At 54.6% G+C, this 26,897-nt stretch carries 24 protein-coding genes; 8 read left to right on the top strand and 16 right to left on the bottom strand.

The window, feature by feature from the left end:
* Positions 1-39 precede the first annotated feature (39 nt).
* Entirely contained in the window at positions 40-900 is an 861-nt protein-coding gene (locus tag LF95_RS16185; RefSeq protein WP_073956025.1) for a tetratricopeptide repeat protein, read from the top strand.
* 76 nt (positions 901-976) lie between these two features.
* Here LF95_RS16185 and LF95_RS16180 read toward each other — a convergent pair whose 3' ends face one another.
* Together LF95_RS16180 and LF95_RS16175 are read right to left on the bottom strand one after the other, a co-directional pair.
* The gene (locus LF95_RS16180; RefSeq protein WP_168173715.1) at positions 977-2,299 is read right to left on the bottom strand and encodes an MFS transporter; all 1,323 of its coding nucleotides are present in this window, start codon (positions 2,297-2,299) and stop codon (positions 977-979) included.
* A gap of 90 nt (positions 2,300-2,389) precedes the next feature.
* Complete coding sequence (locus tag LF95_RS16175) at positions 2,390-3,097, bottom strand: TetR/AcrR family transcriptional regulator (RefSeq protein ID WP_073956023.1); 708 nt, start codon at positions 3,095-3,097, stop codon at positions 2,390-2,392.
* Between the two features lie 236 nt (positions 3,098-3,333).
* Here LF95_RS16175 and LF95_RS16170 point away from each other — a divergent pair, with 236 nt between their 5' ends.
* Both LF95_RS16170 and LF95_RS16165 read left to right on the top strand, forming a co-directional pair.
* On the top strand, positions 3,334-4,239 hold the full coding sequence (locus LF95_RS16170; protein ID WP_073956022.1) for an AraC family transcriptional regulator: 906 nt from the start codon (positions 3,334-3,336) through the stop codon (positions 4,237-4,239).
* A gap of 112 nt (positions 4,240-4,351) precedes the next feature.
* Positions 4,352-5,725, top strand: a complete 1,374-nt coding sequence (locus LF95_RS16165) for a DUF2254 domain-containing protein (RefSeq protein WP_073956021.1) — start codon at positions 4,352-4,354, stop codon at positions 5,723-5,725.
* Between the two features lie 158 nt (positions 5,726-5,883).
* On the opposite strand, the gene alaS is transcribed toward LF95_RS16165, so the two are convergent.
* The 10 genes from alaS to LF95_RS16115 form a co-directional block, all read right to left on the bottom strand.
* The gene (gene alaS / locus LF95_RS16160; RefSeq protein WP_073956020.1) at positions 5,884-8,538 is read right to left on the bottom strand and encodes an alanine--tRNA ligase; all 2,655 of its coding nucleotides are present in this window, start codon (positions 8,536-8,538) and stop codon (positions 5,884-5,886) included.
* 158 nt (positions 8,539-8,696) lie between these two features.
* Positions 8,697-9,002, bottom strand: coding sequence for an NIPSNAP family protein (locus LF95_RS16155; RefSeq protein ID WP_073956019.1), 306 nt, complete (start codon positions 9,000-9,002; stop codon positions 8,697-8,699).
* 69 nt (positions 9,003-9,071) lie between these two features.
* Positions 9,072-9,212 carry an entericidin gene (locus LF95_RS16150; protein ID WP_073956018.1) on the bottom strand — a complete coding sequence of 47 codons (141 nt, stop codon included), beginning with the start codon at positions 9,210-9,212 and terminating at the stop codon, positions 9,072-9,074.
* 335 nt (positions 9,213-9,547) lie between these two features.
* On the bottom strand, positions 9,548-9,724 hold the full coding sequence (locus LF95_RS16145; RefSeq protein ID WP_073956017.1) for a DUF1328 family protein: 177 nt from the start codon (positions 9,722-9,724) through the stop codon (positions 9,548-9,550).
* Between the two features lie 118 nt (positions 9,725-9,842).
* Positions 9,843-9,983, bottom strand: coding sequence for an entericidin A/B family lipoprotein (locus tag LF95_RS16140; protein ID WP_073956016.1), 141 nt, complete (start codon positions 9,981-9,983; stop codon positions 9,843-9,845).
* A 174-nt stretch (positions 9,984-10,157) separates the two neighbouring features.
* Positions 10,158-10,700: a GNAT family N-acetyltransferase gene (locus LF95_RS16135; protein WP_073956015.1), complete on the bottom strand. Its 543-nt coding sequence runs from the start codon at positions 10,698-10,700 to the stop codon at positions 10,158-10,160.
* A gap of 120 nt (positions 10,701-10,820) precedes the next feature.
* Positions 10,821-11,648, bottom strand: a complete 828-nt coding sequence (gene queE, locus LF95_RS16130) for a 7-carboxy-7-deazaguanine synthase QueE (protein ID WP_252509791.1) — start codon at positions 11,646-11,648, stop codon at positions 10,821-10,823.
* Positions 11,645-12,001, bottom strand: a complete 357-nt coding sequence (queD, locus tag LF95_RS16125) for a 6-carboxytetrahydropterin synthase QueD (protein ID WP_073956014.1) — start codon at positions 11,999-12,001, stop codon at positions 11,645-11,647. The genes queE and queD overlap by 4 nt, the downstream gene beginning before the upstream one ends.
* A gap of 139 nt (positions 12,002-12,140) precedes the next feature.
* A complete protein-coding gene (queC, locus tag LF95_RS16120; RefSeq protein WP_073956013.1) occupies positions 12,141-12,872 on the bottom strand; it encodes a 7-cyano-7-deazaguanine synthase QueC in 732 nt (243 codons plus the stop codon).
* A gap of 128 nt (positions 12,873-13,000) precedes the next feature.
* A complete protein-coding gene (locus LF95_RS16115) occupies positions 13,001-13,912 on the bottom strand; it encodes a class I SAM-dependent methyltransferase (RefSeq protein WP_073956012.1) in 912 nt (303 codons plus the stop codon).
* A 777-nt stretch (positions 13,913-14,689) separates the two neighbouring features.
* On the opposite strand from LF95_RS16115, the gene LF95_RS16105 reads away from it, so the two are divergent.
* The 5 genes from LF95_RS16105 (at position 14,690) to LF95_RS16085 (ending at position 20,262) form a co-directional block, all read left to right on the top strand.
* Positions 14,690-16,348: a peptide ABC transporter substrate-binding protein gene (locus tag LF95_RS16105; RefSeq protein WP_073956010.1), complete on the top strand. Its 1,659-nt coding sequence runs from the start codon at positions 14,690-14,692 to the stop codon at positions 16,346-16,348.
* Between the two features lie 74 nt (positions 16,349-16,422).
* A complete protein-coding gene (oppB, locus tag LF95_RS16100) occupies positions 16,423-17,343 on the top strand; it encodes an oligopeptide ABC transporter permease OppB (RefSeq protein ID WP_073956009.1) in 921 nt (306 codons plus the stop codon).
* Positions 17,343-18,260, top strand: a complete 918-nt coding sequence (locus LF95_RS16095; RefSeq protein WP_083607727.1) for an ABC transporter permease subunit — start codon at positions 17,343-17,345, stop codon at positions 18,258-18,260. The genes oppB and LF95_RS16095 overlap by 1 nt, the downstream gene beginning before the upstream one ends.
* Positions 18,261-18,274: 14 nt before the next feature.
* The gene (locus LF95_RS16090) at positions 18,275-19,273 is read left to right on the top strand and encodes an ABC transporter ATP-binding protein (protein ID WP_073956008.1); all 999 of its coding nucleotides are present in this window, start codon (positions 18,275-18,277) and stop codon (positions 19,271-19,273) included.
* The gene (locus tag LF95_RS16085; RefSeq protein ID WP_073956007.1) at positions 19,270-20,262 is read left to right on the top strand and encodes an ABC transporter ATP-binding protein; all 993 of its coding nucleotides are present in this window, start codon (positions 19,270-19,272) and stop codon (positions 20,260-20,262) included. The genes LF95_RS16090 and LF95_RS16085 overlap by 4 nt, the downstream gene beginning before the upstream one ends.
* Positions 20,263-20,322: 60 nt before the next feature.
* On the opposite strand, the gene LF95_RS16080 is transcribed toward LF95_RS16085, so the two are convergent.
* From LF95_RS16080 to LF95_RS16065, 4 genes are all read right to left on the bottom strand, one after another.
* Positions 20,323-21,903, bottom strand: a complete 1,581-nt coding sequence (locus tag LF95_RS16080; RefSeq protein WP_073956006.1) for a S1C family serine protease — start codon at positions 21,901-21,903, stop codon at positions 20,323-20,325.
* A gap of 68 nt (positions 21,904-21,971) precedes the next feature.
* On the bottom strand, positions 21,972-24,905 hold the full coding sequence (locus tag LF95_RS16075) for a TonB-dependent receptor plug domain-containing protein (protein WP_073956005.1): 2,934 nt from the start codon (positions 24,903-24,905) through the stop codon (positions 21,972-21,974).
* Between the two features lie 154 nt (positions 24,906-25,059).
* Complete coding sequence (locus tag LF95_RS16070) at positions 25,060-26,133, bottom strand: FecR family protein (RefSeq protein ID WP_073956004.1); 1,074 nt, start codon at positions 26,131-26,133, stop codon at positions 25,060-25,062.
* Positions 26,126-26,656 carry an RNA polymerase sigma factor gene (locus tag LF95_RS16065; RefSeq protein ID WP_168173714.1) on the bottom strand — a complete coding sequence of 177 codons (531 nt, stop codon included), beginning with the start codon at positions 26,654-26,656 and terminating at the stop codon, positions 26,126-26,128. The genes LF95_RS16070 and LF95_RS16065 overlap by 8 nt, the downstream gene beginning before the upstream one ends.
* Positions 26,657-26,897 lie beyond the last annotated feature (241 nt).

The raw sequence follows: 26,897 nt of genomic DNA, 5'->3' as shown, positions 1-26,897 counted from the left end.
TGTTGCGCCAACAGATAAACGCAGAACAGGAAAACATGGATGAGCACGGCGGAATTTACCAAAATGGGGCTGGAAGCCCTGTCACACGGGCAATATGACGCCGCGATCAACATGTTGCGCCAGGCACTGGGCCGCGACCAAAACGACCTGCCCGCCCGTTTTGGGCTGGCACAGGCCCTGCATCGGCGGGGCAATTTGACCGAAGCAACCTATGAATATCAAACCGTTTTGCGCACCGAGCCAGACCATCCGATGGCCCTGCGCCAATTGGCCGAAGTTTATTTGCTGTCAGGCAAACCGCGCCAGGCGCTGAATAATCTGGATATTGCCCTGCGTGCCACCCCAGGTGATGCAGATTTGTTAACCGCACATGGCATGGCCCAGCTTGAACTGGGGCGTCATGGCACAGCCCTTGCCGATTTTCATAGTGCATCGCGTCTGCGCCCCGGCAATGGCATGATCCATCATATGATCGCACTGTGTTACCGGGCGAAAAAAGACAGTGAAGGTGAACGTCGTGCGCTAGAGCAACTATTGCGCATCACCCCCCACTCACTGGCCTGCCTGAATGATCTGGGCCGTTTGGATATGATTGATGGCGATTACAATGCCGCAAGGGATTATTTTGATCGTGCCCTGCAAGTCGCCCCGACATCGCCCACCGCCCTTGCCAACCTTGCGGTTGCCCTGACGGTTCTGGACGATGAAACCGCACCGGACGCCTGGGCAAAGGCCCTTGCTGCCGATGAAACCGCCCCGCCAGACGGTGTGCGCAGTGCGGCCATTGCCCAGCTTCATGGCCTGGCACAGGACCTGTTTAGTGCCGATGCCAATGCCGATACCGCCGGGCAACGCCAATATCTGGCCAATGGCACACTGACCATGTCCACCATCGTATAACCCGTGACTAAAGCGATTTGTCTTTAACAAATGGGACGGAGGGCAGCATGGATACTGCCCTCTCCGCGCGAAATCCCTAATGGGATGCAGCACTGCTTTCAACGTTGCGCCCCAAATCGGGCATGGCACGCTTCCAGGCCATAATGCCTGCCACACATATCAGGGCGGCGACAGCCCCCATAAAAAATGGCGATGGGGATGACTGCCCCGACAAAAGCCCGCCGACCAGCACGGCAAAGGCCTCGGCCATCACATGGACGGAACGATAAATCCCCAGGGCCTGCCCCTGTTCATGGGCCCCGGCAGCGTCGGATACAAACAGGCTGGTGGTGACTTCGCACCAGGCAATGCCAAAGGCCGCCAGGCACATCGGGGCAAATATCCAGATCAGACCATCGGGCAGCAAAAAGGTGATGATGCCCACGGCCAAAAACAAATGTGCCACCGCACTGACCCCGGCCAAGCCGATGCGTTTGCGTGCAGGTTCCACCAACAGGCCCGCCGCAATAAGCGGGATGGAAATAATGGCCGAACACATCCCCAGAAACGAACTGCTGACATCGTGGTTTTGCACCAGATACACGCCGAAAAAGGCAAAAAAAACATAAACCGCGACATAGCTGAAAAACGAAATGACAAAGCCGGGCAACAGCCGTTTATCCCGCACGGTTTGCCAGACGGAACGCACGGGAAGAGCCTGCGCATCGTCGCTCACGGGGTCGGCGGTTGCCGAAAGCTCCACGGCCAGTGCCCCGTTCAGGTCCTGCGTGGCAGAAACGGGTGGCTTTGCCTTACCCCGACGGCGGGCATAACCCGGAATGCGCAGGGCGAAAAACACCACCAGCAAATTGATGCCAAACATGCCAGCGGCAAAAAAGAACGGCCAGGAAACGTTAAAGCCCGCGTAAATCGAGGAATCGGATAAAAAACCGCCCAAAAGCGGGCCAATAATCCAGCCGACATTAATCGCCACCGTGATCAGGCCAAAATTGCGCACCTTGTTTTGCGGCGTGCTGATGTCAGATGTAATGGACTGGGCAATGGCCATATTGCCTTCGCACAGCCCCGAGACAAACCTTCCTGCCAACAATAATGGCAGGCTGGATAACGCAACCCCGCCTGCCGTAACCAGATAGCCGCCCGCTGCACCGGCCAGCGAGCCCAGCAAAACCGGCCGCCGCCCGATCCGGTCCGACCAGCGGCCCAGCCAGGGCGACCCAATAAACTGGCCGATCGGATAAAGCGCGATGGCAACACCCAGCAATAACGGGCGATATTCCACCGGAATGGAAGGGTCCAGAAAACCCAGTTCCGGTTTTAAAAACATCGGACCAAATACCGGAAAAGGCAGGCTGAAACCGGCAAAACCGAACAGGACGGTCATAAAGACCGCGATCATTAATTTACGTTCCTGGGGCATGGGATATTTAAACTCTGTCCTGAAAAATCGTTAGATGCCGTGGCGACGGGCATCGGCGATCGTTTTTTATTAGGAGGTGGGCAATGCAAAATGAGCCGGCACGTAACGTCGGCCCAAATCGTGGACAAGGCTTGTTGCCTCTTCGGCCTGCCACCCCGCACCGGTTAAAATGGCCGACAGACCATCGCAATAAGTTTCAAAGGCATTTTCACGCAGCAAACTGCCATAATGGGCATCGGTAATTTCCGAAAGGGCCAGGGCATTCATGCCAAAAGACAGCGCCCAACTGGCGAGATTAAGCATCCTGCCCCGGTCCCGCACCGGATCCCCGCGCAATGTCGGGGCCGCATCGTCCAGAAATCCCTGAAACATCAGGGTAATATCATCCACCTTGCGCAACAGTTCCTGATGACGGCCGACCGTTGCCCGCCGCCAGATTGATGGCGACATTGCCAGATATTCCATTTCAAATAGCTGCGGGTTTTCGATGGAAAACAGAATGTCGAGCAGGCTTGCAACAATAAATTTTTCCAGCGCCGGGCCGTCATGATTGCGCGCCGTTGCCAGAAACTCCTTGCGGATCATGCCGGCCCGCACAGCAAGGCCCAACAAAAGGTCTTCCTTGCTGGCAAAATGAACATAAAGGGTGCCTACCGAAATTTCGGCCGCCCGGGCAAGGTCCGACATTTTCAAATCAAAGAAGCCATACTCGCCGATCAATTCCTGCGCACGGTCCAAAATGACCTTTTCCCGTTGCTGTCGCTTTTCCTGCTTCATGTCCGCCACCTCAAAATGATTTAAAATCGAATTTGGTTCATTTTTTCACTCACGGCAATGAAATTTTTTGCAGACCTGCCCTGAAATTCGATAAAATTTATATATTTCAATTATTTATATAAATACATCTATTCTGATTCCCGGAACTAAACTGGCAAAATGACAAAACCGCAATCCTGGACAGGTATTGAATCGCGTCACATGGCAAAATGGTTTTGCAATAACAGGAAAAGACCATGCAGAACGACGCGCCAAAGCACCGGCCGCAACACCAAAATCGGCATCTGACACGCTTTACCCGTGTCATCGACCATATTGATGCCAACCTGTCCGACCCGCTGGACGGGGAAATACTGGCCGATATTGCCGCCTATTCGCGGTTTCATTTTCACAGGCAGTTTGCCGCCCTGTTTGGCCTTGGGGTGGGGAGATATGTTCAACTGGCCCGCTTTCACCGTGCGGCACAACAACTGGCCTTTCGCCCGCAAAAAAGCGTGCTCACCATCGCCCTGGAGTGCGGGTTTGAAAGCCCGGAAGCCTTTAGCAAGGCCTTCAAAAAGTGGCATGGACAAAGCCCCAGCGATTTTCGCCAAACCCCGAACTGGGATAAAGCCAGGGCGCTTTACCAGCCCCTTATTGACGCACGGCACATAACCGCACGCAAAGGTATGACAATGCCCCATGTCGAGATTATCGATTTTCCGCAAACCCGTGTGGCAACCCTGCGCCATCACGGTGATCCGGCCTTTGTGGGCGACAGTATTCGCCGTTTTATTGCCTGGCGCAAACGCCACGCCCTGCCGCCGCACAAATATGCGACCTATAACATTGTTCATTCCAACCCGAATGAAACGCCGCCCGATGCCTTTATGTTTGATTTGTGCGTGGCAACCCGGATCACCATCAATCAAAACCCCGAAGGCATTTTTGAACAGACCATTCCTTCCCTGCGCTGCGCCCGTGTGCGCCATACCGGCCCGGATCACACCCTGAATGATACCATCTTGCCGGTCTTCGCCCACTGGATGCCGCAGACAGGCGAAAATGCAGGTGATTATCCGATTATCTTTCACCGGCTGTCGCTGTTTCCCGATGTTGTGGCCCCGCAGGCAACAACAGATATTTATATTCCGCTGGCCTGACATCTATGCCCGGGGAACCGCTAGCATTTCAAAGCGTTTCATATCATTGGTTGGAGTGTGACCGCACATCTGTCCAGCCTGCCGCCTTTGGGGCCTGCACCGGGAAAAACATATGTTTGAACGCCTGATCCGCACTTGGGAACGCCTGCGCCACAGCCTGTGGATCGTGCCATTGCTGTTTGGCCTGACAGGGGCGCTGCTGGCCGCGGGTATCATGCAACTGGCCGACTTGCCTTTTGCGCGCATACTTGCGCCCGTCTGGCCGCTTTTTTCCAACATCGACGATGTTAAAAGCATGATCGGCATGTTGCTGCCCGCCCTTGTCACCATGTTTACCCTGGCGCTGTCGATCACGATGGTGGTGCTGACCCTGGCAGCACAAAATCTGGGCCCGCGCCTGATCCGCAATTTTATGGGCGACCGTGTTACCCAATCCATGATTGGCATTTTTGTTGCCAATATCACCTTTTTTGTCACAGTCCTGCTGATGATGGGCGGCCTTGCGGCGGATAATCAGGTCTCACAAATTGCCGGGCTGCTCGGGGCGGTGATTTTTGTGATCAGCCTGTTTTCGCTTATTGTGTTTGTGCATCATCTTGGCCGTTCCATTGTGGCTGATCAGGTGATTATCGAAACAGGCGACCGGCTGGAAAAAACCATATCCGACATCCAATCGCGCATTGGCCCCGCCATCGTTGCGGCACGCAACGCGCAAACACCCCTGCCCGAAACGGTTGATATTGATCCGCAAACCGCCATTCAGGCAACGCGATCGGGCTATATTCAGGGCATTGATTATGATGGCCTGTGCCAGCGCATTGCCGCCCGCCATGCCTGTGTCGAACTGATCCGCCAACCCGGGGAGCATGTGATCAAAGGGCAGGTTCTTGGCCGCATTTTATGTGACAGGGACCAGCTTGAAACGCTATGCCCGCAAATCACCCGCGATGTCGCGCAAACCGTCATGATCGGCAATTTCCGCACGGCAGCCCTGGATGTGGAATTTTCGCTGCGTCAGATTGTCGAAATTGCCGTTCGTGCCCTCTCGCCGGGTATTAACGATCCGTTTACCGCCATTGCATCGATCAACCGCCTGGGCCGGGCCTTACGCAGTACACTGGCTTTTGCCTACCCGGCCGGGTTATGGACGGATGATAAAAACATCGCCCGCCTGAGCGGCCCTGTTGCCGATTTTTGCGGCATGCTCAGTGCCGCAATTGATCAGATCCGGCAGGCTGCGGTGCAAAAGCCCGATGTGCTGATCCCGATTGCCCAAACCCTTGAAGGGCTGATCCCGTTTATCAACAACGTCAATCAGCGCGATGAAATCCGCCGTCAGGCAAAAATCATCATCCGCACCGCCCAACGCAACATTGGCGAACCCGATGACCGCCACGATGTGGAAACTGCCGCCCGCCGCGTTTTGCGCCGCAGTGCCGAATGGCAGGAAAACGCACTTGAAGAAGACCCTTCTCAGGCAAACTGAAAGGGTTCAGGTCAGGCTGCAAGCGCCGTTCCGCCAGTGATTTTACTTCCATTGGAATTCTCTGTCAGAGCCTTTAATGGAAATGTAAAAGCGCAAAACAAAACCCCGTTGCCGGGTTGGCAACGGGGTTTTGGATATTTGCATCATTGCAGGGCCAATCAGCCCGCCAGCGCCGCCTCAATCGCAGCAAGGGCCTGTTCGGCCTTGTCGCCATCGGGTCCACCGCCCTGGGCCATATCCGGGCGGCCACCGCCACCTTTGCCACCCAGTTCGGCAACACCGATGCGCAGCAGGTCAACCGCATTGTGGCTGGCAACCAGGTCCTGGGTCAGGCCAACAACGATGGAGGCCTTGCCGCCATCCAGCGCGATCACGGCAGCAATGCCCGATCCCATCTGGCTGCGCAATTCATCGACCATGCCCTTCAGTTCCTTGGCCGGAATGCCTTCGAGAACCTTGAACGCGGTTTTAACGCCGTTAATTTCCTTAAAGCCTGCATCACCACCGGCGCCGCCGGCACCACCAGTTGCCAGCTTTTTGCGCAGGTCGGAAACTTCGCGTTCCAGACGGCGGCGTTCTTCCTGCAGGGCCTGCACACGGGCAGGCACATCTTCGGGCACCGCCTTCAAATCACCGGCAACGGATTGCAACAGGCGATCCCGGTTTGCCATATAGCCTGCAGCATCGGCACCACTAAGTGCTTCGATACGGCGGACACCGCTGGAAACGGCACCCTCGGAAACGATTTTGAACAGGCCGATATCGCCGGTGCGTTTGACATGGGTGCCACCGCACAGTTCCAGCGAATAGGCAAATTCCTTTTCTTCCGGCAGGCCCATGGAAACAACACGGACTTCATCGCCGTATTTTTCACCAAACAGCGCCATCGCGCCCAGTTCAATCGCCTCATCAGGCGTCATCAAACGGGTAACAACTTCGGTGTTTTCACGCACCAGTCTGTTCACATCGGCTTCGATCACGGCAATTTCTTCCGCCGTCACCGGTTTCGGATGGGATACGTCAAAGCGCAGGCGCTCGGGGGCCACAAGCGAGCCCTTCTGCGTCACATGGTCGCCCAGATGTTTGCGCATCACGGCATGCAGGAGATGCGTTGCCGAGTGATTGGCACGCAGTTTTGAACGGCGTTCATGGTCAACCCGGAATTCGGCGGCATTGCCGGTTTTGATCTCGCCCGACACCACCTTGCCCAAATGCACATGCAGCGCACCGAGTTTTTTCTGGGTATCGGCAATTTCGATCACCGCACCATTTTCCGTGCGGATCACACCGGCATCACCCTGCTGACCACCGGATTCGCCAAAAAACGGCGTCTGGTTGGCCAGAATGGCCACCTGGTCACCTGCCTTGGCCGTTTCAACTTCTTTGCCATCCAAGATGATGGCAGTCAAAACGCCTTCGGCAGTTTCGGTTTCATAACCCAGAAATTCGGTCGCCCCAAAACGGTCATTCAGGTCAAACCACACCTCTTCGGTCGCCGCTTCGCCCGAACCGGACCAGGCCGCACGGGCCTTGGCTTTCTGTTCGGCCATTGCGGCAGAAAAACCGTCTTCGTCGATCTCGATTTTGCGGGTTTTAAGCGCATCCGCTGTCAGATCAAGCGGGAAGCCATAGGTATCATACAGCTTGAACGCCACATCGCCGGGCAGAACCGCCCCTTCGCCCAGATCAACTGTGGCATCATCGAGCATCTTGAGGCCACGATCGAGCATGGTTTTAAAGCCATGTTCTTCAAGCTTCAGGGTTTCTTCGATCAAGGCCTGGGCCCGGACCAATTCCGGGTAGGCAGCGCCCATTTTGCGCACCAGTGCCGGAACCAGTTTATACATTAACGGGTCTTTGGTGCCGACCATGTGCAAATGACGCATCGCGCGGCGCATGATGCGGCGCAGAACGTTCCCGCGACCGGCATTGGACGGCAAAACGCCATCGGCAATCAGGAAACTTGTGGAACGCAAATGGTCCGCCACCACACGGTGGGACACATTATACGGCCCATCCGGATCGGTATTGGTGATGTCGGCCGATGCCTCGATCAGGGCGCGCATCAAATCGATATCATAGTTATCGTGTTTGCCCTGCAAGACAGCGGCTACACGTTCCAGGCCCATGCCGGTATCAATGGAGGGTTTCGGCAGATCCAGACGGCGGCCATCCGCCATCTGTTCGTACTGCATGAAAACCAGGTTCCAGATTTCGATGAAACGGTCGCCGTCTTCTTCGGCACTGCCCGGAGGACCACCCCAAATGTGATTGCCATGATCAAAGAAGATTTCCGAGCACGGACCACACGGGCCGGTATCGCCCATCGACCAGAAATTATCCGAGGTGGGAATGCGGATGATACGATCATCACTCAGACCGGCGATTTTCTTCCACAGGCCATGGGCTTCATCATCGGTATGATACACCGTTACCAGCAGCTTTTCCGCCGGGAGGCCGTATTCTTTGGTGATCAGGTTCCAGGCGAATTCAATCGCGTTTTCCTTGAAATAATCGCCAAACGAAAAATTGCCGAGCATTTCAAAAAAGGTGTGATGACGCGCGGTATGACCGACATTTTCCAGGTCATTATGCTTGCCCCCGGCCCGCACGCATTTCTGCGAGGTGGTCGCGCGGGAATAATCGCGATGCTCCTGGCCGGTAAAAACGTTTTTAAACTGAACCATCCCGGCATTGGTAAACATCAGGGTGGGGTCATTGCGCGGCACCAGCGGGCTGGAAGACACGACCTCGTGGCCGTTCTTGCCGAAGAATTCCAAAAACGTGGTGCGGATATCGTTAACGGTCTGCATCTCTCTCCAACCCGGAAAACGCGGAACAAAATACCCACCTAGACTGCGGGTTGACTGCACTGTTTAGCGGCTCGTCTCTGCCCTGTCCAGTCGGGGAAAAGGGCTAAACGCTTAAAAGGTACGTTTCAAGCACTATCGCGTAAGGGATAAGCCCCGGATCAGCCGAGAACCGGGCGCATGAAACTGCGTTCATAGCTGATGATGGAACGGTTTTTCTGTTCAAGTTCCAGCGTTGCCACACATTCGGCATCATCAGCCATCTGATTGCGATAGGTTTCGTAGGCCGCCAGACTTGGGAAACTAAACAGGGCATAGGCAATATTGCTGGCCCCCTCATGGGGCAGAAAATAGCCATGATGCGTGCCGCCCATGCGATTGACGATGGGAATCCAGCGGCGAGCATAATCCTCGAATTCGGGGATTTTGTGCATATCGATAACGTATTTCAGATAGCAGGTGATCATGTGACCTTCGCAAATCGCGTCACGAGTAAGCAAACCAAAGAACAGCGAACCAGGATGCTCGGTTGCCGTTTAATTCGCTTTTTTCTGAATATTCTGCCCCAGCTTTTCCAGATCCTTGCCAAAACCATCGGCGGTTTCACACCCCGCCAGGGCCGCCCCAAACGCAACCATCAACAGAATCGCCATAACCTTGCGGACCCGTTTTTCCATCTTCGCTATTCTCCAACCTGGGCCAGATGCCCGTCAGCTTTTACCAGTTGCAACATCCGAAGCCTCCGCATCAAGCAGACGGCATTTCAATGTTCCTGCAAAACAACGCGCAAAATATAACGAAATCATGGCGTCCCCTACAAAAATCGTTGCTGGCAAAAAAAGAGTCGCGGGATTGAAAAGCCTGACATAACCGCCCTTGGGATCGCAAGCCACTTCACCTTGTATTAACTACGGCATTTGCACGCAAAACACAAAAAAACGGACCCAATGGCAGGTCCGTTTCGTTTTTTATCTATCGGCAGTCAGAAAATGCCTGCGTTGTGTCTTTCGTTTTAAATCGGTGGGCGGCGCCCGCGCAGGGCGTTGACCAGCAACGACACCACAAACAGAACGATAAAGACGAAGAACAGAATTTTCGCGATCCCGACAAAGGTACCGGCAAGCCCGCCAAAACCAAGAACGGCTGCCAGCAAAGCCAGGACAAGACAGAATATTGCCCAACCAAGCATGTTATTCTCCTGTTGTTATTTTATTTTCAGGCGACCGGCGCAGTTTGCTCGTGTCTTTTGTTTAAATTTTGCCAGCCGTCAGCCAGATCCGATCCGTTGCGGGCTTCTGCCCGTCAAATCAGTTGGCACCTTCCTGAATGTTGTCACCAAGCTTTTCAACGTCCTGACCAAAACCCTCGGCGGTTTCACACGCGGCCAAACCCATGCCAAAACCGGCAATCATCGCCAGGGCAAAAAAGCGTTTCAAGAAAGTGGACATGATGAACTCCTGATCCTTGAACTTGAGATTGTTTTGTATTCATTACACACTACTTCAAACGTCGGCTGTGGTTTCTTGTTCCGCGCCAGGTGCTCAAACACCTTCAAATCGGGCACGACAGGCGGCAAAACCGGCTTCAAAGCCGCAGGAATCAGCGATTAAGACCAATCGTGATCATTTTGGGGCAACTGCCTTGTTGTCCTGTCGCAGGGGAAAGACCGGCATTTTCACCATGAAAACACTGTTCACATCGCGCTGATACGGCCCGAACGGCGCACACCGCTGATACCCCAGCGACGCATAAAGGGCGATGGCTGCATCGGACTGAATACCGGTTTCAAGGCAGATGCCACCAAAACCATTTGCAAGCGCGTCCTGCTCCATATGCACCATAAGCATGCGCGCAAGGCCCTGCCGGCGCATGTCGCCATTAACAAACAATCTTTTTATTTCAACAACCGAAACAGGGGCATCATGCCTTGACGATAGAAAAGGTCCCTGACCAAGGGGCTGCGGGATATAGCCGCCGCAGGCAACAGCCAGGCTGTCCACGTTTCGTCGAACAACAAAAAATCGCACATCCTCGGCAATAAGCTGCCCTGCACTTAACCCTGCCCGATCCTGCCCTGGATAAAGCCCTGCGGTCCTGGCATCCGCCTGGTCAAACAGGGATGTAACCGCAGGCTGGTCTGGCGTTTCGCGGCAAATGACAAACATCGGGTTATCCTTGTAAAAAGGGAAATTTGGCACGGGAAACCACGCCTTGCCGAGGGTCGGGGCGAAGGCCCTGGAAATAGTTCAGCAACTGAGTGACAAAAACCCTGTTGATCGCGGCGATCAAACCCCGCGCAGATTGCCCCAGACATGCACATGCCATTGCGGCATGACGCGCACATCAAACCAGCCGTTTTTCGCAACCCGGTCCACCAGCCAGCGATAGCGTTCTGTCAGGGCGTCAAGATCAACGCCGTCCGCCCCATCGGGATGCGGGGCCGCCGGGGTGGCGTTGACCGGCTGCAAATAACAGGGAATATCGCGGTGAAGGGACCTCACATGGTTGGCAAACGCCAGGTCGGCCTCGTCCGCCACAGGAAATTTCAGGGTTATGGCCGGACCGTGGCCCGTACCATTGCGAGCAGCGGCAATGCAGGCAGCCAGATCATCGGCATTGAATGTCGTGTGACTGGAGGGCGGTTTGGGGCTCAGCGTCAAATGATCGAGTTTGGCAAACCAGCGCCGGGCGATGCTGCCCTGGGTTTCAATGGCAAAGCTAAAGCCCTGCGGCTGGCCCAAATCAATGAGCGGTTCCAACGGTTGAATGGCAGGGTTGCCCCCCGAGAGGGTGACCAACACTGGTCGCCCGCCCGAGAGTTTTTTTACCTGATCGAGAATCTGCCCGGCATCCATCGGCTGCCAGTCGGCCCGAAAGGCCGGGTCTACGGCATAAAGGGTATCGCACCACGAACAACGGAAATCGCAGCCCCCGGTGCGGACAAAAACCGTTGGCAGGCCCAACAGCGCCCCTTCGCCCTGCACGGTCGGGCCGAAAATTTCCGAAATGCGAATTTTGCCATCTCGGCGCACTTTCTGGCTGTCATCAACCGGTCGGGCCTGAGTTACAAGGTCATTTTCCGTGCTGTCGGAGGCCATGATATGCCGGCTCATGGCCGATATTCCGCCCAGGTTTTGGGGGTTTCCGACACCCGAATGGCAGAAACTTCGGGCCAACGGCCCTTTGCCCAATCGTAAAAGAACTTTGCCAGATTTTCAGCCGTGACATGGTCGTGACCCAGCACGTCGTTCAGGTGCCGATGGTCAAATTCATCGTCAATCAGACGTTTTAAAGGTGAAAGTTCGCGGTAATCGCGCACAAAACCACGCCCATCCAGACTGGCAGCGGCCAGTTCGACCTCGACAATATAGTTGTGACCATGCAGGCGCGCACAAGGGTGATCAGCCTCCAGCCCGCCCAGAACATGGGAAGCCGAAAAGGCAAATTGTTTGGTAATTCTAAACATCTTTTATCTCGTTTCAGGCAGCAGATTTGCCCACAGCCAACAAACCGGCCCACCTGGACAGACGCTGGACGCCGCCAATCACAAGGGCCGTTTGCCGGTCGCAGGAGACCACGCCAGTAATCGTAAAGTGATCGTGAATTTAGTTTTGGCTGCTGTGTTCAGCGTATTTGCGCTTCGCGTGTTCGGCACGGGCCTGTTTCCAGTATTCCCGGTCGGTATAAACGGTCGGGTCAGGAACACGGGCAAGCTCCAATGCCTCGCGCCGTTCCACACAGGTCCCGCAGCGCCCGCAATGCACATCGCCGCCCTTATAACAGGACCATGTACGATCAATCGGCACGCCAAGGCGGCCAGCTTCGGCAGCAATATCGGCCTTGGAAGTATGAATGAAAGGCGTATAAAGCCGGATTTGCGCCACCCCTTCCAGGGCATGATCCTGCATGGACTGAAACGCATTAACAAAATCGGGCCGGCAGTCGGGATAGATAAAGTGATCCCCGCCGTGCATGGCAGCCGCCACCGCATCGGCCCCAGCACTGGCGGCGGCACCAAATGCCACCGTCATCATGATGGCATTGCGGTTGGGCACAACCGTAATGCGCATGGTTTCTTCGGCATAATGGCCATCGGGCACGGCAACATCATCACTGGTGAGTGACGAGCCGGTCAGAAGCCTGCCAACAGGTTTCAGATCAACAATATTGTGCGGAACGCCCAAATCGCGGGCGGTATCGGCAGCATAATCAAGTTCCTTTTTATGGCGCTGACCATAATCAAAGGAAATCAGTCCCTGCAAACTGTGTTCGCGCGCAACCTTGTGCGCCAGCGTCACAGAATCCAGGCCGCCCGAACAGACGACGATGGTTTTCATGGTATAACCTTTGCGTGTTTTTTACCTGGTGCTACGACAGGGGGACCTCTCGAAACCGGTATTTTACCGGCCCTGAAAGTTCACCAAGCGGGGCGTTTCACACATCACGCAAAAAAAGGCAAGGGCTTTCATTCTGCGGCTTCGCGACGTCCCGAAAGGACATGAAAGCACATCGGCACTCGAAAATATGTGTCTTCAATATGTTGCGACAGGCTGGCCCGCATCAGATCGTCAATTTCCCTGCCCTGCTCAAACGTGGCATTTCGCAATGAAGCGCCAAAAAGCATCTCCATTTGTGGTCGCCAGAAGGGGGCGGAGGCGGGAATCCGCCCGCATGGTGTATGTGTAACAAGCGAAACATCGTCAAAACCAGCATTGATCAGCCGTGCAACCGAATTTTCGGCGGACGAAAAACCAAACAGATCCAGTCCCGCCGCCTCAAACCCGGTGCCCAGAACCCGGGTGAAAATTGCATCCATTGCCGCAAATAGCGGATTTTCCGCCATTGGCCCCCAAACCATAAAGGCTGCCCGCCCGCCCGGTGACAAAACACGGCGGGTTTCGCGCAGGGCCTGGTCCGGATTTTGACAAAACATGATGCCAAACCGGCACGACACCCCGTCAAACACCCCATCGGAAAATGGCAGGGACTGCATATTGGCGGCAACAACATCAAGATTGGCAATTTCCGCCCGTGCGGCACGCCCGGCCAGCCCGGCACACATTAACGGGGCAATATCACTGGCGATCACCCGGCCCTGGGGAAGCGACTTTTCCTCTGCACTGGCGGACATGTCCAAAAATGCGGACGACAACAAAGCCGCAAGACCAAATGCCGGCTCTCCGACCCCCGAAGCAAGATCAAGCACGCACAGGCCATTTGGGCCAGAACGCCCTGGCTGATCGGCCATTGCGTGTAATTCCAGCGCATCCGCAAGGTGACGGTTGATTTTATCGGCCTGGGGTGCCAGCCGGTCCGCCCAGTTCAGCCAGTCAGATGACAGATCCTGCCAAACCGGGTTCCCCGCATTTTGATTCATGATGCCCCCTGTGCTGATGGCTGCCGTGCCATATGTCCGGGTTATCTACCACCCCCGACAAGCGGCCTGCCCTATTTTTTAAAACAAACCCCGTTCACCGTGATCTGCAAGAATTTTCCAAAACTTATACCATTGCCCTGGCAAACAGACGGCCGCTTTTTACAAAGGGCAGAGCAAATTCAACATTCTGCCCAGATTTCGGGCAGATACCTGACTCGGGTGTGAGACATTTCACTGCACAAAAAAGAAAACGGGAACCATCGAGTCGCCCTGCCAGCCGCAGACACATCGCCAAACAGGGATGCACAACATATCTACGACTGAGAAGTTTTTTTAATCTTTAAATATCAAAACCTTAAACCAAAAAAGCTTTGATAAAAGCAGGACATTGAGAGCCGGATTACCAAAACACCACCAACCGAGAACAAACGCCGCGCAATGCTGCCCATCGAAAAATACATAGCTTGATCAAGGATATGCAGACAAAAGCCCCCACACGCTGATTTGCCGCAAAACCCTGACCGGTACCAAATGCCCGCATGGCAAAGTGACTGTATCGACGCGATACGAACATGCAATTAACCCACTGCCAAACCGGCATTTTGCGCAAAAATATAAAATATTGAACCTGATTTCGGTAATTTTTTTTCAATTGTTTCCGTTTTGTGGATTTGTCACTTGCAGGTTACAGGCTTTGTTATCAGTATTTCCACGTACGCATTAGTGGGGATGCTTCCTGCTTCAGGGCGAACAACAAAAATAGGGAGACATATCTAAATGTCATTTATCACGAAGACCAAAGATGGTCTCGTGCACGGTTTCTTGAATTCGTCACGAGCTTTTCTGATTGGCACTGGCCTTCTCGCAAGCAGCATGGCTGTATTGGCACCGGTTTCGGCCCAGGCTGAAATGGTTTTGAACCGGGGCAATGGTTCGGAACCGGGCAGCCTTGACCCGCAAATTACCGAAGACGTTCCGGCATCGCACATTTTGCGCGACCTTTTTGAAGGCCTGGTTGGCGAAGCGCCCAGCGGTGACATCGTTCCCGGCGATGCCGAAAGCTGGACCGTTAGTGAAGACGGCCTGACCTATACCTTCAAAATCCGCGATGATGCCAAATGGTCCAATGGCGAGCCCGTGACCGCCGGTGACTTCGTTTATGCCTGGCAGCGTGCCGTGGACCCGAAAACCGGATCGGAATATTCGTTCCTGCTGGCGCCGATCAAAAATGCCGAAGACATTACCGCAGGCAAAAAGGACCCGTCCGAACTGGGTGCCAAGGCCATTGACGACAAAACCCTGGAAGTGGACCTTGCCGGTCCGACCCCCTATTTCCTGGGCTTGCTGACCCATTCGGTCAGCTATCCGGTTTACAAACCGGCTGTTGAAAAATTTGGCGACCAGTGGACCCGCCCGGACAATTCCGTGACCAATGGTGCCTTCAAACTGATTGAATGGAACCCGCAGTCGCGCATCGTTCTGGCCAAGAACGACCAGTACTGGAATGCCGACAGCGTCAAGCTCGACAAGGTCATTTATTATCCGACCGAAAGCACCACGGCCGAGCTGAAGCGTTATCGCGCCGGGGAACTGGACTGGACCTATGAAGTGCCGAACGACCAGATCAAATGGATCCGCGACAATATGAATGATGAATTCGTCGTGTCGAACTATCTGGGCGTTTATTATTACGGCTTTAACATGACCAAGCCGCCCTTTGACAATGCCAAGCTGCGCGAAGCCTTTTCACTGGCGATCAATCGCGACATCCTGATGGACAAGATTGTCACCGCAGGCGAAGTTCCGGCCTATTCCTATGTCGTGCCCGGCATGAACGGTTATGATCCGGTTTATGTCAATTTCAAGGACATGCCCCAAAAGGAACGCAACGAAAAAGCCTATAAGCTGTATCAGGAAGCCGGATATTCCAAGGATAACCCCCTGACGGTTGAAATTCGTTACAACACCAATGACAACCACAAGAAAATCGCCATTGCGATTGCCTCGATGTGGAAAAGTGTGCTGGGTGCCAAGGTCAATCTGGTCAATGAAGAATTCAAGGTCTTCCTGGAAACCCGTAAGGCCAAGGAAAAAACCCAGGTCTTCCGTGCGGGCTGGATTGGCGATTACAACGACCCCAACACCTTCCTGGAACTGTGGAAATCCGATTCCGGCCTGAACGACACCGGCTTTGCCGATCCGGAATATGACAAGCTGATGGACGAAGCCTCCAAGGAGCAGGATTCCGCCAAGCGGATGAAACTGCTTGAGGATGCCGAGCGCATCTTCCTGGATGCCAACGCGGTTGCCCCGATTTATCACTATGTGACCAAGCACATGATCAAACCGTATGTCAAAGGCTGGGATGCCGATGGCAAAGGGCATGTCAACGTGCTGGACCATGTTCGTTCGCAGTATCTGTATATCGAAAAATAATCCTTCGATTGACAGTCTGAACATGCTGTCCGCCGCGCCTCCATGCGCGGCGGGCAGGCTTTGGGGATAACCATATGCTTGGCTTTACGCTCAAACGGTTGCTCGGGGCGATCCCGACGCTTTTTATCATTGTCACCCTGTCATTCTTTCTGATCCGGACCGCACCGGGCGGACCGTTTGACAAGGAACGTTCCGTACCGCCAGAGGTGGCTGCCAACCTCAATGCCGTTTATCACCTCGATGAACCGCTGTGGATGCAATATGGCCGCTATCTGGGTGATGTGATCCAGGGTGATTTCGGCCCATCCTTCCAGTATCGCGACTTTACCGTGACCGAACTTATTTTTCGCGGTTTTCCGGTGTCGTTAACGCTTGGCGGATCTGCCATTTTCCTGGCCCTGATTATCGGAACAACTCTCGGCACCCTGGCCGCCTTAAAACAAAATTCAAAACTTGATTACGCCGTGATGGCAACCGCCATGACCGGCATTACCATTCCAAACTTTGTCATGGCCCCGCTGCTCACCCTTGTTTTCGGGGTTTATTTGCGCTGGCTGCCTGTAGGTGGCTGGGAACAGGGATGGGACCAGGTTGTGTTGCCGATTGTCGCATTGGCGCTGCCGCAAATCGCCTATATCGCCCGCCTCACCCGTGGCTCCATGATCGAAGTTTTGCGCTCCAACTTTGTGCGCACCGCCCGGGCAAAGGGCATTCCCGAACACATCATGATCACCCGCCATGCGCTAAAGGCCGGCATCCTGCCGGTGGTATCCTATCTTGGCCCGGCAAGTGCCGCCGTGATCACCGGTTCGGTGGTGATTGAACAGATTTTTTCCATTCCCGGCATCGGGCGCTATTTCGTCCAGGGCGCGCTGAACCGCGACTATACGCTGGTGATGGGGGTCGTTATTTTTTACGGCTCGCTGATCATTCTGTTCAATCTGCTGGTCGATCTTGTGTACGGCCTGCTCGATCCGAAGGTGAGGATGCAGTAATGTTTGCAAAAATCAATCCGGCCTCCGCGACCGAGGCCGCCGATCTGGCACTGGCCGGAGACAATGTCAAAGGCCGTTCTCTGTGGGAAGATGCCTTTCGCCGCCTGCATGCGAATAAGGCGGCAATGGTCAGTGTCACCCTGCTGGTGCTGATCACCCTGTCTGCCATCATCATTCCCATGTTTCACCCGCATCCGTTTGACGAAATTTACTGGGATTACATTCAGGCCCCGCCCGACATTGAGGCCGGTTTCCTGTTTGGCACCGATACCAATGGCCGCGACCTTTTTGTCCGATCCCTGTATGGCATTCGGGTTTCCCTGATGGTGGGGATTGTCGCCACATCAGTGTCGCTTCTGATTGGTGTGACCTATGGCGCGATTTCGGGCTATATCGGCGGGCGTACCGACAGCATCATGATGCGCATTGTCGATATCATGTATTCGATGCCCTTCATGTTTTTCGTCATCATGCTGATGGTGGTTTTTGGTCGCCATATTTACCTGATTTTTGCTGCCCTTGGCGCGGTTGAATGGCTGACGATGGCGCGCATTGTGCGCGGCCAGGCGCTGTCGATCAAAAACCGCGAATTTGTCGAGGCGGCACGGGCATCGGGTGTATCGAATTTCAACATTATTCGCCGCCACATTGTGCCCAATGCGCTGGGCCCGGTGATTGTGTATGTCACGCTAACGATCCCGCAGGTGATCCTGATTGAAAGTTTCCTGTCCTTCCTCGGGCTGGGTGTTCAGGAACCGATGACCAGCCTGGGTGTGCTGATTTCCGAAGGTGCCCAGCAAATGGAAAGTGCGCCCTGGACGCTGCTGTTCCCGGCAACGATCCTGGCGGCCATTCTGTTTTGCTTTAACTTCATCGGCGACGGGCTGCGCGATGCCCTTGACCCGCGTGACCGCTAAAGGAGCATGACGCCATGAGCAATATTCTTGACGTCCAGGGCCTGACCACGGTCTTTAAAACCCATGATGGCGATGTCAAAGCCGTCAATGACCTCAGCTTTTCGATCAGGGCGGGCGAAGCCCTTGGGGTTGTCGGGGAATCCGGGTCGGGCAAAAGCCAGACTTTCCTTGCCATTATGGGGCTTCTGGCGTCCAACGGCTATTCCACCGGGTCGGCCAAACTGAAAGGCCAGGAACTGATTGGCCTTTCCACCCGCGAGCTTAACAAGGTGCGCGGTTTGAAAATGTCGATGATCTTTCAGGATCCGATGACATCGCTCAACCCCTATATGCGCATTTCCAAACAGCTTTCCGAAGTGCTGGTACAGCACAAGAACATGAGCGAAAAGGAAGCCCGCGCCAAGGCCCTTGATATGCTGGACCTGGTGCGCATTCCCGAGGCGCGCAAACGGTTCGATATGTATCCACATGAATTTTCCGGCGGGATGCGCCAGCGCGTGATGATCGCAATGGCGCTTTTGTGCGAGCCGGAACTGCTGATTGCCGATGAACCGACCACCGCCCTTGATGTGACCGTTCAGGCGCAAATTCTCGACCTGCTGGGCGACCTTAAACGGGAAATGAATACCGCGATCGTCATGATCACCCATGATCTGGGTGTGGTGGCCGGTATTTGTGACCATGTGCAGGTGATGTATGCCGGGCGCATTATTGAAAGTGCGCCGGTCGATGACCTGTTTGGCAACCCGCAGCATCCCTATACCGCCGGGCTTCTGGCATCTTCCCCACGCCTGGATGTCGTCAATGCAGATGAAAAACTTGTCACCATCGCGGGCCAGCCGCCCAACCTACAACGTTTGCCTGCCGGGTGCAGCTTTGCCCCGCGTTGCCCGCACGCCTTTGACCGCTGCCGGGCGGAACTGCCGCTTTTGCGCCAGACCGAAGATGGCAGCACAGGCGACCTTCATATCAAAGCCTGCCATTTGGAAGATAACAAGGGACTTGCCGCATGACTGTTGAACCCGTTCTTCTGGATGTGAAAAACCTGAAGGTGCATTTTGATGTGCCTGCGGGTGGCTTTCTGTTCAAAAAGACAGTCCCGCTTAAGGCCGTGGATGATGTCAGCTTTCAGATCAAGGCTGGCGAAACGCTGGGTGTTGTGGGGGAATCGGGCTGTGGCAAATCCACGCTCGGCCGTGCCATTTTGCGCCTGATTGAACCCACTGCTGGCGAAGCCGTATGGCTGGGCCGTGATCTGGCATCGATCAACCATAAACAGATGCAGGCCCTGCGGTCTGACCTGCAAATCATTTTTCAGGACCCGCTGGCATCCCTTGATCCGCGCATGACCATCGGCCAGATCATTGCCGAACCCTTGACCACGCACCGCCCGGAACTCAGCAAGGCCCAGGTGCGCGACGAAGTGCGCGAGATCATGGCCCGCGTTGGCCTGATGCCGGAAATGATCAACCGGTATGCCCATGAATTTTCCGGCGGGCAGTGCCAGCGTATCGGCATTGCCCGGGCCATGGTTTTGCGCCCGAAACTGATTGTCTGTGACGAGGCGGTATCCGCCCTTGACGTGTCCATTCAGGCGCAAATCGTTAATCTGTTGCAGGAATTGCAGCGTGAATTTGGACTGGCCTTGCTGTTTATCAGCCATGACCTGTCGGTCGTGCGCCATATCAGCCACCGTATTTTGGTGCTGTATCTGGGCAATGTGATGGAGGTTGCGGATCGCGATACCATCTATAATGCGCCCAAGCACCCCTATACCAAGGCGCTGATTTCGGCTGTGCCCATTCCCGACCCGGTGCTGGAACGCAAAAAGGAACGCATTGTTCTGACCGGCGAACTTCCCAGCCCGATCAACCCGCCATCGGGCTGCGTGTTTCGCACGCGCTGCCCGTTTGCCCGGGAAAAATGTGCCAAGGACATTCCCGAAATCCAGAATTTGGGGGCCAAACACCAGGTGGCCTGCCATTTTCACGAGGAAATGTAAGATCAAACCAAAATGATAAAGGGGGGCGTCATGATATCGACATGACGCCCCCTTTTTTAATCAATAATCGGCCAGATCAACCATCCCCAATGTATCGACAATTTTTGTCCGGTCCTCGCCACCGCGTTTGTAATAAACCAGTGCATAAGGATCGCCATTCTCAATGGCCTTTTTCATCACACGTTCAAAATCATCAGGGGTTGCCATTTTGGTTTCATTGATGCGGGTAATGAAGTCCCCCTTCATGAAACCGGCCTGATCACCCTGTCCCATCTTTTCCATCCGGTCCACGACAAGTCCCTGTGTACCTTTGGGCAGTTCAAGCTTTTCCCAGGCTTTTTCATTGGCAGGGACAAGTTCCAGCCCCATCACCTTTTTACGGCCATCATCCTCGGGGGTTTTGCCTAAAATCCGGTCGCGTTCTGCCTGGCGGCGGCGGCTTTTTGCTTCATCCATATCGTCAGGTGTCAGGCTGAAACTTTTGTAACCGCCATCGCGCCACACGGTTACGGTTGTTTTGCCTGTTGCCTCGGCTGCCTGCATGCGGAAATGCAACCGCGATATTACGGTTTCACCATTCACGGCCACAATCACATCCCCGGCACGGATACCCGCCTGATAGGCCGGTTCGTCCTTTGGGGCACGATGGATCAACATGCCTTCGTCCCGTTCCATTCCCAACAGATGGCCCAGGCCGGGCTTGACCTCGGAATAGGCAATACCAAACCAGCCACGTTTGATTTCACCATCACGGATCAAAAGATCAACGATGCCCTGGGCATGTTCGGATGGAATGGAAAATGCCAACCCCTCGTTGCCGCCCGAACGGGTATAAAGGGCGGAGTTAACGCCGACAACACGGCCATCCATTGCCAACAGTGGCCCGCCGGAATTGCCCTTGTTCACTGCTGCATCCGTTTGCAGATAGGGATTATAGGCCCCCTTGGACAATTGGCGCTGTTTGCCCGAAATTACCCCGGTTGTCAGGCTTTGATCAAAACCATAGGGATAGCCCAGGGCAAAAACCGGATCGCCCACCAAAAGCGCATCCGAACTGCCCCACGAAAGCGGCGCGATGCCTTCGGGCATGCTCACCTGCAAAACGGCCAGATCGGTCAGGAAATCCTTGCCCAACAATTCCGCCCGCATCCGACGACCATCTTTCAAAACAACAATGAACTGAATGCCGTCTCGCACCACATGCTCGTTGGTAACAATCAGGCCGTTGCTGCTAATAAAGAAACCGGTACCTGTCGAGCCATTACGCTTGCGCTTTTGCCAGTCATATTTGGGTTCCTCGTTCTTTTTTTCGGCCTTGTCATCGCGGTTGCGATCCTTGTCGGGGGTATCATCGTCGCGTTCGTCAGGCGGCAGGTAAAAATCTTTGCCTTCTTCCTTTTTCTCGCGTTCTTCATCCACAATCTCGGCATAGCTTTTTTTCAGCACGTTAATCCGCACAACACCTGGCGACACCTGCTGGTAAACCGATGCAAGGCTTTGATCACCCATATCCCTTGTGATTTGGCTTTGGGTTTCGGTATGCGGTTTTGGGTTGCCGGCATAGGACAGGGCCGGGGTGATCAGGGCTGTCGAAACCAGCATGGTCGCAACCAGTGAATGGCGAAGCATTTTTTTCATCATATCGCTCTCTCAATAGGGAGGTGCCAGAACGCATCAACGCATTCTGGTGTTATCGGTGATGGGAAATGTCAGTAGGAATAAGTCAGGCCCAGCCAAAAGGTGCGGCCCTTGCGGTATGGGGCCTCGGACACCAGCGTGTGCGCCCCTGCACGATTAAGCACATTGTCGATGGAAACATTCATGGTCAGAACGTTTTTACCTGCTGCGATCAGGTCGTAATCCAGCGTCAGATCCAGGTCAAAGCGGGCCTTTTCCTGGCGTTCTTCATACACATCATAGATGGTGCCCCCGATATTCCGGTTGGAACCGCTATCGGCAATAATCGTATAGGGGAAGGTGTAACGTCCGGTCAGCCCTGTGCGCAGGCGGTTATCATAAAACTGCGAATAAAGGGCGATATTGACCAGCCAGGGTTCATCCAGATTGCCTGTGATCAGGCTTAGGGCATTTGGCGAAACAACCTGGCCATTATAGATAATATCCTCGTCTTCCTCGTTGCTGCCAAAATAGGAATTGTTGGAAACCGACCGTTTGCCATATTGACCATTGATGCTGAAGGTATGTTGCCCGCCCCAAACAGGTTCTTCAAAGTCCCGTATCCATTCCACCGAATAGGACGTGTAGGCGCTGCTGCCTTCATTGCTCAGCGTATAGCTGGTGGAGCCACCTTCGCTGGCAACCCGGGAGAACTGGTCCCGCCCTTTTCGGTCAATAACCTTCAGGCGGGTATCACCGCCCAATAGCGGTAACGGGAAGGAAACCGAGGCGGTTTTTTCGTCGGTGAAGGGTGTTCTTAAATCGCTGCCACCATAATTGGTTCTGGACGAACTGCGCCGGGAAAATGCCCCCACCTGATAGGCCGATGCGCCGCTGGTCGCGATGGTACGGCCATAATTCACTGTACCGGGCGACAAATCGCGCAGGGCATAGGCAAGCAGGTTGGAAGCATAATACCGGTTCCAGCCCACATTAAAATTGATGCCAAAATCGGTTTCATAGGTGGTGTTAAAACGCGGGGCGAGATTGGTATTTCCCAAAAACGTATCACGCTCCAGCCGCAGGCCGGGCTGAACCTTGACCTCGCCAAACGGTACATCCTTAAAATTCAGGCCGTACTGACCGTAAAGCGCACCGGTATAAAAACTGACTTCGCCGTCATAGGCACCGTATTCCGTCATGAAACGGCTTGCCTGCGCCCCATTTTCACAAAACGGATCATTGGCAACCAGGCAGGTAATCGCCGCATTGGCCGATGGGCTGCGGGCATAATAGGCGGTTTCCGGGCGCTCGGCCTCGGCATGAAGACGGCGAATGTCAGCCCCAAAGGCGATATCATTTTCGCCGTGTGCGGCGGTAAAATCCGCCTGATAGGAAATTTCCTGCTGGGACTGATAAAGATCGCCCAGCGTCCCGATATTGCAGTTGGTGCTGTTGCAAATGCCGCTATAGGTTCCCCCGGCATTTGACCGCACCTGACGGGCAATATTGGTTTCGCCATCCCGCCCGACCTTGGAGCTGTTTAACGACAATTTGCTCTCGAAGGAGAAATGCGAAAAGCCAAAACCTTCCCAGTCCAGCGGCGTATCCAGGCCAACATAGCCATTCAGGCCATTGCCGATAATATCCATCGCACTGTCATAACGCCGTGTGGATTCCCATTCCTGCGCATAGGGCGTGTAAACCATTTGCACAGTCAGACCAAGGCCGGCGTCATTTTCATAGCGGAGCTTACCCAACACATTGTCAGCAACCGTTTTGGTGGTCACATCGTCCATCCGGTAATAGTCTGCATCGGCGGCCCGGGTGGTTTCTGCCGTGCGCCGACCAGCCGATACCAGCATGCCCCAATTTTCGTTTAAAGGCGTGCTGGCCGACGCGCCATAACGAAGGCGTTCATATTTTGGCGGGCGGGCATCGGCGTCGGGCGCATCGCTGGATCGAACATGATAATCGGTCCAGTTTGATCCGCTTCGGGCAATATTGGCACTAAATGCTGGCTCTTTACCCGGGTTCTTGACCTTGTAATTAACAACGCCGCCCTGAAACCCGCCATATTTCGCCGAAACGTTACTGTCGGTAATTTCCGCCTGTTCCAGAATACTGGCATCGACATAAACCGATTGCGGATGGGCACCATAAATGGAATCCGGATTGATCAAATTGTCATCGTCATCGGGTATATTGCTTAAATTGTTGCCCTGATTTTCCACCCCGGCATAGGTATTGATACTGACCCCATCCAGCATGATGTTGTTCTGATCAATTTTCCCGCCCGAAATGCTGATCCCGGCGGGGCGCAAATCCTGTTCGGCGACGGCGGTTGCCCCGCGTTCTTCCAGGCGGTTCTGGTAATTCGGGTTGTCAAAACCAGCCTGGAACTGAACATTCGGATTGGCGCGAAAAATTTTGCCAGGGTCATTATCCCCCTGAACCCGCGCGTGAATTTGCTCTTCACTCAGCACCGTCAGGCCACTATCGGCCCCGGCCCCCAATGTGATGGTGGGCACACGATTGGCGGTTACCGTTACCGGCGTGGTAACAATGCTGCCATCCTGCCCCGCCCTGCTTTGTTGTTGGGGCAGAACAATTACGGTATCATCCGAAAGTAAAAATGATACATCCGTCCCCGCCAGCATTTGCCGCAAGGCATCGGATAATGTGAATGATCCACGTACCGCCTTGCCGCTGACCGCAATGTTTGTGCCACTTTGCACCGAATAGGGCACGCCGGACTGCCGTGACAGCAGTTCCAATGCCTGCATCAGGGGCTGTGCCGCAATATCAAACGCATAAACCGGCTGTGACGCAGAGGAACCCTGCGCACTATTGCCCGGTTTTTCCGCCATATTCTGGGCAAAGGCGACACCAACCGGGGCCGTGGCCGCAGCGGCACATAACAGCGCCGAGGTTGCGACCGCACGACATAACAGAGCCCGGACACTTTCGCGGGTTTGCAACTCTGCCCGCGATCGCAGCGATTTTGGCGATTTAAAAACAGTCATTCTGTACGGCCCAATTACGTTATTGCGTATCACTCGCATTTAAGGACGCAACAGAGCCATCAAACCGGACATATTTTTTTCACATTTTTATAAAAGCCAGGGAAATTCGCCCCAAAATGCGGCCGGGCAGCCCGGCCAGCCGTCGTCTAAGCCATCAGGAACGATAAAGAACCAGTTGCCCAAAGGGTAAATCAAGCAGGGAAAGACCCGCTGTTTTGGCAATCAGTGCCAGGGTCGCATCGGCATTGGCAACATTGAACCTACCGCGAATTTCCATATCGGCAATGCGCGGGTCCAGCCAAATCGACCTTCCTGCCTGGCGTTCCACGGCGGTAATCACATCACGCAACCGGGCCGGGGAAAATACACGCCAGCCCTGCAAAACCTGATCAAGGCTTGATCCATCAATCTCGCGACGGCGCAGGGTACCATTATCGGAAATGCTGACCCCTTCCCCCGGATGAAGCAGCACTTCCTGCCCCTGGCCTTGCTGGCGTTGCGCAACACGCACCAGTCCCTCTGCAACCGCAACTTCGCTTGCATCGTCGTCATGGATCACCACAAACCGTGTGCCGACCACAGTAACAAGGCTTTGCCGCGTGCTCACAACCATTGGCCGGGCAACGTCGTGGGCCGCATCAATAATTACCGCCCCGGCATCCAGGGTGATTGCCCGCTCCGCCGCCGAAAAATGCCAGGATAACCGTGCCCCGCGCGACAAAGAAACCACACTGCCATCGGGTAAGGTACGGGTAATGGCCGCTTCCACCCCGGCAGCAATTTCAACCGGTGCCCCGGCCCGTTCCACCGGCAAAACCGCAAAAATCGCAATCATTGCAAGGCAGGCCGCCAACCCCGCCCCAATCAGGGGCGCAACAAATGACCGCGCACGGCGGCCACGCGCCAAACCCGGCTTCAGGCGAAACAGGCCAAGGCGGGCTTTATGGTCGGGATGCGCAACATCCGTTTCGGGTAAGTCATGTTCAAGTTTTCGCAAAACATCGTTAAAGGCAGCATCGCCCAAAAATGCTTGTACCTTTTGTGCAGCAAGCGCATGCGCCGGGCTTTGCGCGCACCAGGTGCAAAAGGCGTCATGATTGTGATGACCGGGCACATCAACCCCCTCACGCGATAGCCACGCCATCGCCTGATCCAGCAGAAAATCCGCCTCATCAGCGGAGGCCGGGGCTTTGTTGCTGTCCGATATGTTACGCCCGGTATCAGTCATAGTCTTTCATCAGATCCCGGCAGGCCATCATGGCGCGATATAAGTGTTTTTCGATTGCCGCCTTGGACAAGCCGGTGCGCGCGGCGATTTGGTCATGTGTGTTACCATGCAATTTTCGCAATATAAAGACCTCTCGCGATCGCGCGGGAAGCGATTTCACAGCCTGCTCAAAGGCCTGCAACCGTTGGCGCTGATAAATCACGTGTTCGGCAGAGGGGCTATGCTCGCGCACCCATTCAACCGGGTCCTGCCCGGCATGAAGGTCAAGTTCGGCATCGCCTGTGCGGCGGCGGCGTTGATGATCACGTACCAGATTAATCACAATCGTGCGCAAAAACGCCGGGGGATCGGCAATCGACTGGTCACGCACCGTGGCGACGCGCACAAAGGCCTCCTGGACAATATCCTTTGCCTCTTCGCTATTGCCCAGCTTGCGCCCGGCCAGACGCAGCAAGGCATCGTGTTCCTTTTCAAAAACGCGCCGCAAATTCGCCGATATGTGCCCGGAAACGGAAAGTGACATTCTGCCAGAATATTTATAAGTGGTTGGAATCAAAATATGATCAACAAGATCACGCCCAACCGACATACACGAGCCCGTACAAATTGCAAATAGTTATTAATAACTTTTACACACCAGGTCACCAATCCTGGTGCAAAATAGCGCGCTTGTTCCCCCTGCACACTGGAGAGCATGCAAAAAACGATGCAGAAAAATAAAAAGGCGCAGTGCGGTCTCTATTCATGCCGCTATTGGTGCCCCA

The organism is Thalassospira sp. TSL5-1 (genome assembly GCF_001907695.1).
Taxonomy (GTDB): Bacteria; Pseudomonadota; Alphaproteobacteria; order Rhodospirillales; family Thalassospiraceae; genus Thalassospira.
The sequence above is the reverse complement of the archived record's forward strand: the minus strand, read 5'-3'. Positions and strand labels throughout refer to the sequence as shown.